Origin of the sequence: Pseudomonas sp. EA_35y_Pfl2_R111 (genome assembly GCF_963970955.1) — a bacterium.
Classification (GTDB): Bacteria; Pseudomonadota; Gammaproteobacteria; order Pseudomonadales; family Pseudomonadaceae; genus Aquipseudomonas.
Map to the genome: position 1 here is coordinate 834,501 of NZ_CAXAOM010000001.1, position 11,991 is coordinate 846,491.

At 60.1% G+C, this 11,991-nt stretch carries 8 protein-coding genes; 3 read left to right on the plus strand and 5 right to left on the minus strand.

Annotated elements, in window-relative coordinates:
- Positions 1 to 67: 67 nt before the first annotated feature.
- Genes AACY25_RS04135 through AACY25_RS04145 form a run of 3 tightly spaced genes read right to left on the minus strand, consistent with a single transcriptional unit; the run spans position 68 to position 5,147 of the window.
- A complete protein-coding gene (locus tag AACY25_RS04135; RefSeq protein ID WP_339522699.1) occupies positions 68 to 3,502 on the minus strand; it encodes an SbcC/MukB-like Walker B domain-containing protein in 3,435 nt (1,144 codons plus the stop codon).
- Complete coding sequence (gene sbcD, locus AACY25_RS04140) at positions 3,499 to 4,719, minus strand: exonuclease subunit SbcD (RefSeq protein ID WP_339523823.1); 1,221 nt, start codon at positions 4,717 to 4,719, stop codon at positions 3,499 to 3,501. Before sbcD ends, AACY25_RS04135 begins: the two co-directional genes overlap by 4 nt.
- Before the next feature lie 8 nt (positions 4,720 to 4,727).
- The gene (locus tag AACY25_RS04145; protein ID WP_339410469.1) at positions 4,728 to 5,147 is read right to left on the minus strand and encodes an Lrp/AsnC family transcriptional regulator; all 420 of its coding nucleotides are present in this window, start codon (positions 5,145 to 5,147) and stop codon (positions 4,728 to 4,730) included.
- Positions 5,148 to 5,276: 129 nt separating this feature from the next.
- On the opposite strand from AACY25_RS04145, the gene yjeH reads away from it, so the two are divergent.
- Entirely contained in the window at positions 5,277 to 6,545 is a 1,269-nt protein-coding gene (yjeH, locus tag AACY25_RS04150) for an L-methionine/branched-chain amino acid transporter (protein ID WP_339522700.1), read from the plus strand.
- Positions 6,546 to 6,554: 9 nt separating this feature from the next.
- Here yjeH and AACY25_RS04155 read toward each other — a convergent pair whose 3' ends face one another.
- Complete coding sequence (locus tag AACY25_RS04155; RefSeq protein ID WP_339522701.1) at positions 6,555 to 7,403, minus strand: lipopolysaccharide kinase InaA family protein; 849 nt, start codon at positions 7,401 to 7,403, stop codon at positions 6,555 to 6,557.
- 177 nt (positions 7,404 to 7,580) lie between these two features.
- Between AACY25_RS04155 and AACY25_RS04160 the strand changes: the two genes are divergently transcribed.
- Complete coding sequence (locus AACY25_RS04160) at positions 7,581 to 8,906, plus strand: TAXI family TRAP transporter solute-binding subunit (RefSeq protein WP_339522702.1); 1,326 nt, start codon at positions 7,581 to 7,583, stop codon at positions 8,904 to 8,906.
- Between the two features lie 84 nt (positions 8,907 to 8,990).
- Here the strand turns inward: AACY25_RS04160 and AACY25_RS04165 are convergent, their stop codons facing one another.
- Positions 8,991 to 10,601: a M28 family metallopeptidase gene (locus AACY25_RS04165; protein ID WP_339522703.1), complete on the minus strand. Its 1,611-nt coding sequence runs from the start codon at positions 10,599 to 10,601 to the stop codon at positions 8,991 to 8,993.
- A gap of 379 nt (positions 10,602 to 10,980) precedes the next feature.
- Here AACY25_RS04165 and yejK point away from each other — a divergent pair, with 379 nt between their 5' ends.
- On the plus strand, positions 10,981 to 11,988 hold the full coding sequence (yejK, locus tag AACY25_RS04170) for a nucleoid-associated protein YejK (RefSeq protein WP_339522705.1): 1,008 nt from the start codon (positions 10,981 to 10,983) through the stop codon (positions 11,986 to 11,988).
- Positions 11,989 to 11,991: the final 3 nt, after the last annotated feature.

Consider the following 11,991-nt stretch of genomic DNA (forward strand, 5'->3'; position numbering starts at 1 on the left):
GAGTGGAAGGCGCGTCCTGCGCTGCCTTTCAGTATAGATAGGCGTGGACAAGGCACGCTGGCGCAGATCAATTGTCCTGCGCATTCACCGCAAAGCGCTTATCCAGGCCGCTATAGCCCATGCCTACGCCCTTGTGCACTTTCAGCTGCACCGGGATGCGTTCCTTGAGCGCCTCGACGTGACTGATCACACCAATCATCTTGCCGCTGGCGTTGAGGTTATCCAGGGCATCCAGGGCTACCTCCAGGGTTTCCCCGTCGAGCGTGCCGAAGCCTTCATCGAGGAACAGCGAGTCGATGCTGGTCTTGTGGCTGACCAGATCAGACAGCGCCAACGCCAGGGCCAGACTGACCAGAAAGCTCTCGCCACCGGACAAGGTCTTGGTATCGCGCGCCGCATCGGCTTGCCAGGTGTCGATCACCTCCAGCTCCAACTCGCCGCTGCTGCGCCGAGCTAACTGGTAGCGGCCGTGTAAGCGCTCGAGCTGCTGATTGGCCAGGTAGACCAGATGATCGAGGGTCAGACCCTGGGCGAACTTACGGTACTTGGCGCCATCGGCAGAGCCGATCAGGCTGTTAAGCTGCTGCCATAAATCGTATTCGCCCTGCTTGGCGCTAATGGCGGCAAACAGGCTTTGCTGACCGAGCCGGCGTGCGTCATCGCCCTGCAGCTGCGCGCGAATTTCGCCCTGGCGCTCGCTCAGGGTTTTGAGCTGGGCACTAAGGGCGAGCAGGTGTTCATCCAGTTGCGCCACGCTAAGCGCGGTTGCCGGGTTAGCCTGCAGAGCAGCTAACTGCTGCGCAGCGGCACTGGCCAGTGCCTGGGCATCGCTCAGGGCTTTATCCAAGCGCTGACGCAGTTGCTGCAGTGCGGCGCGCTGAGATTCATCAAGTAAGGCAGCCAGATAAGCGGCCTCATCATTAAAGGGGCTGGCGCTTAGCGCGGCCGTCCACAGCTGTTCGGCCTGTTGCAGCCGTGCCTGATCACCCTGCAGACGACTGGACAACTCCTGGCGGCTACCGGCTAACTGCTGCTGACGGCGCAGCACCTCCTCCAGCTGCATCTGCGCCTGCTGCAAGGCTGCCGGCGCATCGGCGGGTTTGCTTAAGGCCGGTTGATCGGCCAGGTGCAATGCGTTCCAACGTTGCTGCCAGAGCTGAGCCAGCTGAGCCGCGCTTTGCAGGCCATGGTCCAGCTCGCTTAGCTCGCGCTGTAAATCCAGGTTCCGCTGCTGATTGTGCTGCCAGCGCTGCCACTCGGCCTGTCGCTCGGCTAGCCAGGCGATCGCGTCCTCCGGCATCTGATAGCCGAACTCGGCCAGAGCCTGGCCCAAGCTTTCACTGCGTTCGTGCGCAACATCCCGCAATTGCTGCAGACGTGACTGGCCTTGTTCCACCTGCTCCTGACGTTGCTGCAGTTGCAGGCGATTGAGCGCCAGCTGCTGTTCCAGCTTGCTGCACTGCTGCTGCAGAACCAAGCGCGCCTGTTGGCATTGTTCAAGGCTGCTGCCTAACTGTTGCAGCTGCTCCAGTTGCTGTTGCAGTTGCTGCAGCTCAATGCTCTGTTGCGTCTGCTGCTTCGCCAGGGCAGCGACATCAACCAGCGGGTTTTCCAGCTGCGCATTAAGCGCCTGCCAACGTTCGTCCTGCTCGGCCTGTATCTGCTGGCCGCGCTCAAATTGCTGCTGTTGCTGCTCCAGGCGGGCGGCGAGCTTTTCCAGCTCGCCAGCCAGTTGCCTGCCTTGCTCGGTCAGCGCCTCCAGCTCGGCACGCTTGCTAGTGAGCAGCGCCTTGGTCGCCGACACGTCCAGGGCCTGATAGGCACTGATCGCCGGGTGCGACTCGGAGCCGCACAGCGGACAAGCCTCGCCGGGTTGCAACTGGGCGCGATGGGCCTCCAGGGCCTGAATGCGCTGTTCCTGCTCCAGCAGTTTTTCCTGGGCCTGCACCTGTTGTTGCAAATCCTTGTAGCGCAGGCGCAACTGCGCCACCTCGCCACCCTTAGCCTGATGCTGCTCGCGCAATAGCGTCACGGCGCTAGCCAGCTGCGTTTGCTCGACTGCCAGATGTTGCTGGGCCACAACCAGCTCGCCCAGCTGAGTCAGCACTCCGCCCTGAATATGCAGCTGCTGCCAGCGCTCACGCAAAGCCGCCTCACTGCGTCCGGCAAGCAGCGCCTGCTGTTGCTGCTGAGCAGTGTCTTCCTGCTCGCGCGCCTGCTGCAGGCGGAGCTGCTCGGTGTTCATCTGATCAGTTTGCTGGCTCAGTTGCGCCTGCAGCGCGGCGATGGTTTCTTGCAGTTGCCGCTGACTGAGTTGCAACTGGGCGATTTCCTCGGCCAATTGCTGACGCGCCTTTAGCTGCTCGCTCCAGCTACCTAGCTGCTCGCCCAGCTGAGCATGTCGCGACTGCTCGGCCAGTAATTGCTGCAACTGTTGCAGGCGCTCGGCCACCTGCTGACGCTGCGCCCGGCAATCGGCAAGCAGCTCCGCGCTAACTTCACGGGCCTGCCAGGTCTGCTCGGCAATCGCCTGTTCAGCCTGGCGCTGCTCAGCGGCATTCTGCTGTAACCCCTGCTCGGTCTGCGCCAGGCTCTGGCGGGCTTGCAGCCAGTCATGGTGCAGCGGTTGCAAACGCAGCGCAGGTTCGCTGGCGGCCAGTTGCGCCAGTTGCGGCTGGGCTTGCCTTAACTCATCCTGCGCCGCCTGTTCGGCCTGCTGGCTGGTGTGCAACTGAGCCTTGGCCTTGCTCAGCTCCTCACACCAGCGGCGCTGGCGCTGCAACTCGGTTTGCTCTGCATCGAGCGCGGCTTGTTCAATAGCTCGCTGTTCGGCCTGCGCCTGCAACTCGGTGCGCTGCTCTTCACTTAACAGCTCGACGCCTTCGGCCTTCGCACGCAGTTGATCGAGCGCGACCTTGACCTCGCGGCACTGCTCAAATACCCGCTGGGAAATCTGCCCGTAGATATCGGTGCCGGTCAGTTCTTCCAGCAGCTCGGCGCGTTGATTGGCGTTGGCCTCGAGAAAGGCGGCAAAGCCGCCCTGGGCCAGCAGCATGGACTTGGTAAAACGCTCGAAATCGAGGCCCGTGAGGCGCTCGGTTTCGCGCAGTTTCTCGTTGATCTTGTCGGTGATTATCTGGCCATTGGCGTCGGCCAGCTCAACCTTGGGCGCCTGCAACGCACCATCGGCCTTGTCGCGGGCACGGCGCTGGCTCCAAAACGCGCGGTAGCCCACGCCCTTGACCTCGAATTCGACCTCGGCCAGGCAATCGGCGGTATGCCGGCTCATCAGCTCGTTGGCGCTGGCCGATATCGTGCTCATACGCGGGGTGCGGTGGTACAAGGCCAGGCAGATGGCGTCGAGCAGCGTGGTCTTTCCGGCGCCGGTCGGCCCGGTGATGGCAAACAGGCCGTTGTCTTTGAATGGTTCAGCGGTGAAATCGATCTTCCACTCACCCTTGAGCGAATTTAGATTTTTCAGACGCAGGCTAAGGATCTTCATACCTCGCCCTCGCGCAGCTCGCTCACCACCTGTTGATACAGCCCCAGCAGGCGCGCCTGCTCGGCCTCATCCAGGCCTTCACTGCTTAAGCGTTGGGCAAACACATCCTCGACGCTTAGCTCATCCAGGGTTTCCTTGGCCTGGCCCTGCAGGCCGGCCACTGCATTGCCGCGCTCGCGGCGGATACGCAGCACCTCCACCGGCAGGCCCTCGCACAGCGCGGCGATACGCAGCTGCAGATCGCTCAGATAATCGTCGGTGCCGACCAGTACCTCCAACCACACCGGCTGCTCGGCACTGCCCTGTTTGGCGGCGTCCTGAATGGCGGCTTCCAATTCCTTTAGCGAGCCGCGCAGCGACAGCAGCGGCTGAAAACGCGGCACCGGTAGCGCGGTGATCTGGCGCAAGCCGCTGCTATCCAGCTCCACCAGCAGCACTTCTTTCTGCTGCTTGGCTTCATCGAAGCTCAGGGCAATGGGCGAGCCGCAGTAACGGATATGTTCCAGGCCGCCGACCTTCTGCGGCCGGTGAATATGCCCCAGGGCGATATAGGCCGCCGGCGGAAAGGCGCTGGTGGGAAAGGCCTCCAGGCTGCCGACATAGATCTCGCGTACCGAATCGCTGGCACTGGCACCGACAGTGGTGAGATGCCCGGTGGCAATAATCGGCAGTTCGCCACCCAGCTCGGCACACTTGGCCTCGGCCAGGGCGTAGAGGTCCTGATAGTGCTGGGCGATTGCCTGCTGCAACGATTGCTGTTTGTCCTGCGCGCTCTGCCCGGCCTGGCTAAGCAAAACGTCGCGCGGGCGGATAAAGGGGATGCCGCAGAGAATTGCACCGGGAGAACCGTCACGTCGATGCAGCACCAGCAGCTGTTCATCCAGCTGCTCACAGACACCGGGAATCACCCGCGTACCCAGCTGAGCCAGCAGCGTTTTGCTCTCACCGAGCATGGCCACCGAATCATGGTTGCCGCCCAGCACCACCAGCTCGCAGCCGGTGTCGCGCAGTTCGACGATAAAGCGGTTGTACTGCTCGCGGGCGTAGCTCGGCGGCGCGCCAGTGTCGAAGATATCACCGGCAATCAGCACGGCATCGACGCCCTGCACGCGCACCTGCTCAATCAACCAGGCGCAGAACGCCTGGTGCTCGGCCTGGCGAGTCTTGCCCATAAAGTGCTGACCGAGGTGCCAGTCAGAGCTGTGCAGGATCCGTATGGGCTGAGTCAAAACTGCCAATCCTTGACCACCATATGGGTCTTCACTTTCTGCATGCCGGGGAAGTTTTCGATCTCGCCGCGCACCTCACTGAAGCGCTGCATTGACGGGGCTTCGATATACACCAGCATATCGGTCTCGCCGCTGATACCGCTGCAACGGCGCACTTCGGGGAACACGCGCATCAACTCGACATAATGCTCGCAGCGCCCGCCGCTATAGAACAGTTCCAGATAGACCTTGATCGCCGCATCACCCGGCGAGGCGACCTGAGCGTGATAACCACTGATAATGCCGCCCTGCTCCAGCTGACGAATGCGCTCGCTGACCGCCGAACGCGACAAGTTGACCTCGCGGGCGATCTGGCTGACGGGCAAACGCGCATCGGCACGCAACAGGGCGAGTATCTGCTGATCGAACTTGTCCACGGGGCTTTCTCAGAAAAAGGTAATACGACGGCCAATTCCGTCACTTTGTTGGATAACGCCGACGCTTCTACAGCGGCGCTTTGCAGGGCAGCGCCCTACCATAGCCGGCAAAACATCAGAGCATACAACATGAGTCGTCTGAACCAGGAATTGGGCCTGCTGCAAGGGATTGGCCTGCTCAGCACCTCGCTGCTCGGCACCGGGATATTTGTCATCCCTGCGCTGGCCGCCACCGCTGCCGGCGAGGCGTCGCTATGGGCCTGGATGCTGCTGATCGCCCTGGTGCTGCCGGTGGCCTTTACCTTCGCGCAGCTGGGCCGCCACTTCCCTCATGCCGGGGGCGCTCCGCACCTCATTGGCCGCGCCTTCGGTGCACGAATGGAGCGCCTGAGCGCGCTACTGTTTCTCGCTGTGCTGCCAGTAGGCCTACCCGCGGCGCTGAATATTGCCAGCGGCTTCTGGCAGGCGCTGTTTGATCTTAGCCGTGGCCAAGCTCTGGCGATCCAGCTGGGCACACTCGCCGCCATGCTGTTACTCGGCCAGCGCCCGGCCAAGGCCAGCGGAGTGATTCAAGGCGCTATCGCCGTGGCGATTATCGCCACCATTGCGCTGATCTGGTGGGTCGGGGACCTGCCCGTCAGCAACCAGCCGCTGCTGCCACCCATCAACGGCTCCTGGCACTTGCTGCCGACGGCGCTGGGCGTGATGTTCTGGTGTTTTGTCGGTATCGAGGCCTTTACCCATATGGGCGAGGAGTTCAAGAACCCCGAACGCGACTTCCCCCTGGCCCTACTGTTCGGCGTGCTGCTGGCCGGCCTGGTGTACTGGGCCTGCTCGGTGGCAGTGCTGAGCCTGCATACCTACGGCGATGTGCAGACCGATGCGGCCTCCATGCCACGCATGCTCGACCTGCTGCTGGGCGACAAAGCGCGCTGGATCGCCGCCACCGTGGGCTACCTGGCCTGCTTCGCCTCAATGAATGTCTATATGCAGGGCTTCGCCCGGTTAATCTGGAGCCTGGCCGATGAAGGCAAACTGCCGGCCAGCCTGGCTCAGCGCAACCAGCACGGCGTACCGGCCCGCGCGCTGCTATTTGTGATACTTGCCTGCGCCCTGTGCGCCAGCCTGGCTAGCGTGCTTAACCTGACCGTGGATGACTTAATCCGCTATGCCAACGGCAACTTTGTAGTCATCTATCTACTGAGCATGGCTGCAGGTTGGATGCTGCTGCGAGGTATCTGGCGCTGGCTGGCCGCATTCAGCGCCCTGCTGTGCGGCCTGGTACTGCTGATGCTCGGCATCGATGCCGGCTATGCCCTGGGCCTGCTGGTGGTGCTCGGGTTACTGGATCGTTGGCGCGAGCAGCGCGGCACACGCCAGCTGGCTGGGCAGAACTGAAATTGCGGCTTAATCGCGCAGCTGAAAATTACCGGTCAGCAGCAGGTCACGACGCTTCTTGCGGCTGATCTGCTGTTGTTTGCACAGCGAATAGACGCGTTCAAAGCCAGCACGATCAATACCCGCATACGCGTCCAAAGCGGCATTTACCAAGTGATCATAATGAGCCTCGTCGATATGCTCCTGCACCAGACGCAAGAACAGGAAGGCAAACTGAAACCCCAGAGCCTCGGACCAGTATGGCGGATGACCGATATAGCAATTCTCCAGGTCAACCACCTTCATCGCCTCCATACGCTGCGGATCAAGCATGATATTGCCAACCCACAGATCCAGATGGCAGACCTGTTTCTCATGCAACTCACCGATCAGGGCAAAAGCGCTCTGCAGAAAAGGCTCAATCTGCATCTGCGGTTGAGCCAACCAGAACTGACCATCGACATAGCCATCTAACATTTCACTGATCAAAAACAACTCGCGCACAGGAAGCAGCCCCCGACGGAGATAGCCGAAACCACGCAGGCGCGGCACAGGGGCACCTTGGCGCCGAGCATCGACACTGTTCATCAGTTCGGCTATCGGCCAGTCATACCAGCCAAGACGACGCTGGCGCCCCAAGGTCACACGCAACCGCGAAGGCAGGCTTTCCAGCTCGACGGTTTTCACGAACAGTCGCGAACGCACACCGCTCATGCAGCCGGAAATATTACGGCGCAATGTACCGTGGTCGCGCTGAGCAAGCAGCGCGGCGATTGGCTCAAGGATATCTGCTGCCCCCTCTTCATCGAGATGCAAGGTCAGATCGCCACTGACAACGGTATGGGAAAAGCCTTGCTGGTAGGACTTGAGGTAGCGCATCCCTACATCCGGTTTATTTTAAAGGTTGGCGAAACTAGCGACTTAACTGCGGTGTCTCAATCTATTTTTCATATTTTCGTCACATTTCAGATAAACGCCGCAGACTCAATCCAGCAGCGACACCCTGATAAAAGGGACGCCAGCTATTCTCAGCCCAGGTAACGACAAGGACCGACTATGCGCCGCATTCTCCGAGACCTGAAAATCCTTATTCTCGCCAACCTATGGCTCGTGCCGGTAATCGCGGGTCTGGTTGGTGCGCTGTTCTATTTCGTCGCGCCACCGCCACCGATGCACGCCCGCATGGCAACGGGTGCGATGGCAGGTGGTTACCATGCATTTGGCCAGCGCTTACAGGCTGAACTTGCGCAGCAGGGCTTCACCCTGGAGCTGGTTAACAGCGCCGGCTCCGAGGACAACCTTGACAAACTTACCGCGGGTGATGTGGAGCTGGCCCTGGTGCAGAGTGGCCAGGAACTGACCCTACCCGATGAGACACGCGAGGAGCTGAAAGGCCTGGGCGTGATGTACCGCGAACCGCTTTGGCTGTTTCTCGCTGACGGGGCCAAGTTCGAGCGTTTGGCCGATCTGATGACTTTACGTCTGGCGGTTGGCGCTCAGGGCAGTGGCACTCAAGCGGTTACCGCGGCATTGTTTGCCGCCAACCGCATTGGCCCAGCAGAGTATCCCCAGAGCTGGCAACAAATGGGTGGCAGCCGCGCCGCCGAGGCTCTGATTGACGGCACCCTGGATGCAGCCTTTTTCGTTGGCCCTGCGGAAAACGCACTGATTCAGCGCTTGGCGGCTGAACCTAAAGTGCGCCTGGTCAGCCTGCGCCGCACCGAGGCCTATCTGGCGCGCCTGCCTTACCTTAGTCAATTGCATGTAGGCGAAGGGATGCTGGATATGGCCCATAACACTCCGGATCGCGACATCATCACCCTCGGCCCGGTCGCCACCCTGGTAGCTGGCGACACGTTCCACTCATCACTGACCCCGTTGATCCTGGAAGCCGCAAAAAACGTCCTCAAGAATGGCAGCCTGCTCGACCCTGCCGGGAGTTACCCAGCCAAACCGCCACTGTCGCTCAACACCCTGAGCGAAGCCGATTACTATTACGACAAGGGCCTGCCGATCCTGCAGCGCTATCTGCCATTTCGCATCGCCTCGCTGGCCGACCGCTATATCATCCTGGCTATCCCGCTACTGGTACTGCTGTTTCCGCTGTTCAAGGCTATTGGCCCGATCTACCAGTGGCGTATCCGCGCACGCATCTACCGCTGGTATAAGCACCTGCGGGAAATCGACCAACAACTGTACAAGGGCAACCTACCCCGTGACCTGAACGCCGAGATCGCTCGACTGGAGCGCCTGGAGGACGAGTTGGCGCGGATTGAAGTACCACTTTCCTATTCCAATGAGCTGTACCAGTTGCACATGCACTTGCGCTATATGATTGAACGGCTGCAAGCGCTCAAGCAGCGGGAGTTGACGGTCAGTTAGACCGCCAAGCAGCAGCGAACATTTTTTACAGACAAAGAAAACCCCGCCAAAGCAGAGCCTGGCGGGGTTTTTCTTTTCAGCCAATCACTTGATCCAGTGTTTACCCCAGTGAGTGATGTCGTAGCTCTGCGCACTACGCGCCACACTCTTCTCGGCCGTAGCAGCCTCGATTTGGTCATCAACTACTTTGGTGGAGAACGACAACCAGCTGGTCACAAAGGCCATCGCGTCGCCATTGATCTCCAAGGCACGCTGGGCGATGTTGTTCAGATCGTCGCAGCTATCGTGGTAGCAAGGGTCCAGCGCGATGCCTGCTGTACCGCCATAACGGCTCGCCTGCTCAGGCGTTTTCAGCACTTCAGCTCCGGTAAACAACCCACCAAAAGCGATACCGTCCAGGAAGAACTGTGCGTAATCCGAACGGAACGTGATCTCATCGCCTTCTGACGGCAGGCCGCGCAGTTTGTAGTACTCCTCGAACAGCTTCTCGATGGCGCCAGAACCGGGCGGACCTTGCAGACCGAACGCCGAGCCGTCGCCGTCATAGATGAAGTAGGCGAAGTTTGGCGAGGCAATCATGTCGAAGTTCAAGTACGCCTTGATCTTGGTTTTCTGCTCTGCCGGAAGCTGATTGACGTAGTACGTCGAACCAACCAACCCCGATTCCTCAGCCCCCCACCAAGCGAAACGTAGCTTGTTCTTCGGCCGAACCTTCTGCAGTTGCAACGCCAACTCCAGCAACGCGGCACTGCCGGATGCGTTGTCGTTGATGCCTGCACCCTCATACACCGAATCGAGGTGAGCACCGGCCATCACCACGTTGTTGGCATTGCCGTGACGGCTCTCGGCGATCAGGTTGAACGTTTGCGTGCGCTCGCGCACCACGTCGGCCAGCATGCGCACCTGAGTGTCTGCACTTTGCGCCAGGCCAACGCCGACATCATAGGTGGCAAAAAAGGCCGGGATACCGCCGGCATAGCTGTCACCCAAGGTGGCGTTGAGCAAGCCTTTGCGGTCTTCCGTGTCGCCCTGGTTGAAGATAATCACCCCTGAGGCACCGGCCGCCGCGGCGTTCTCCGCCTTTATCTGAAAGTTACAAGTACCGCGCTGCAGCAAGGCGATGGAGCCGGAGGGGAAGTCGACAAAGTCTTCAGCCTCACAACCACTGCTGGACAGGTTGCCCGCACCAAGCGCGATATCCACAGCCGCCACCGGTGCGCTGATGTCACCGTCCTCAGTTTGCGACAGGTAGGTGAAATCCACATCCCATTCATACACCGCTGGCGTCGGCGCTAAAGCCTGCAACTCGCCCGGCCCTTGCGGGTAATAAGCGGTAAAGGGGAACGGCTGCACCTCCACGCGGTAGCCGGCACCTTCCAGGGTGGACTTCACATAGTCGAGCGAGCGCTGATAGCCGGGCAAACCCGCCGCTCGATTGCCGCCATTGGCTTGAGCGATATCCTTGAACATCTGCAAATGGATGGACGTGTTGCTCGCCTGCATACAGCGCGGCAACCCTAAAGTAGTGCTATTGAGCAGGCCAAACCGGCATTCCAGAGGGCCCAAACGCGATGGGCTCCAAAACGCGTTAAATAGTTGGCTACTGCTTTTATTCGACTCGGCGAGCACCTCGCCAGAGATCGCCGCCAGTAGGCTTCCAACAATCAGACCGCTTCTCACAATCTTGTTATGCATGCTGCCTCCAATCCATATATGGAGTTTTTAGGTGCGACAGCGCTTGTGACACCGCCGCGATAGGTCCCTTTACTGCGTCGTGTGGACAGCTACATAACCTAGACGTGGATATTCAACTTCGCGAACCTTCACCGCTATTTTTCTTGAAAATAAGAACTTATCGACGAATATAGAAGCAAATTGCCAGCATTTTGCCATCAATCATCGGGCTTTGGTGGACGCCTGCGCGGCGGTTAAGTGCCCGGCGCATCGCGCCGGCCGATGGAGAGAGGCCGGTACTCAGGTAAACTCTGCGCACATTTGTAAATGGGTTCCGTGCTGGCGCGTCCAGCAGCCGAGGAACCATCACCCCTTGCGACTGACGTGAAGACCTAGCCCCATGCCGATCCGCCACTGCATCGTCCACCTGATCGACAAAAAGCCCGATGGCACACCCGCGGTGCTGCATGCCCGCGATACCGAGCTGGCTGCCTCGCAAGCCATCGAGAACATGCTTGCCGACCTCAACGAAAGCTATAACGCCAAGCAGGGCAAGGCCTGGGGCTTTTTCCATGAGGAGTCCGGGGCATACCCGTTCAGCGGCTGGCTGAAGCACTACCTCGACGAAGGTCAGGACTTTGCCGCCTTCAGTCGTCAGGCGGTCGAGCAGCTGCAGAAGCTGATGGAAGAATCCAACCTGTCCACCGGCGGCCATGTGCTGTTCGCCCATTATCAGCAAGGCATGACCGATTACCTGTCGATCGCCCTGCTACACCACAGTGAAGGCGTGGCGGTGAACGAGGCGTTGGACGTGACCGCCGCCAAGCACCTGGACCTGAGCCAGCTGCACCTAGCGGCGCGGATCAACATCTCCGAGTGGCGCAACAACGCCAACTCCAAGCAGTACATCTCCTTTATCAAGGGAAAGAACGGCAAGAAGGTCTCGGAGTACTTCCGCGACTTTATCGGCTGCCAGGAAGGCGTCGACGGCCCGGGCGAAACCCGTACCCTACTGAAAGCCTTCAGTGACTTCGTGGAAAGTGAAGACCTGCCGGAAGAACAGGCCCGCGAGAAGACCAAGACCTTGGTCAGCTATGCTGCGAACCAGGCCAAACAAGGCGAGCCCATCACCCTCGATGAGCTATCCGGACTGATCGACGAAGAACGGCCCAAGGCCTTCTTTGAGCATATCCGCAACAAGGATTACGGCATGGCTCCGGAATTTCCGGCGGACAAACGCACCCTAAGCCAGTTTCAGCGTTTTACCGGGCGCGCCGAAGGCCTATCAATCAGCTTTGAAGCTCACCTGCTCGGCTCGAAGATCGAGTACGACGAAAGCACTGACACCCTGGTGATCCGCAACCTGCCGACGCAGCTCACCGATCAGCTCAAGCGCCGCAAGTCCTAAGAC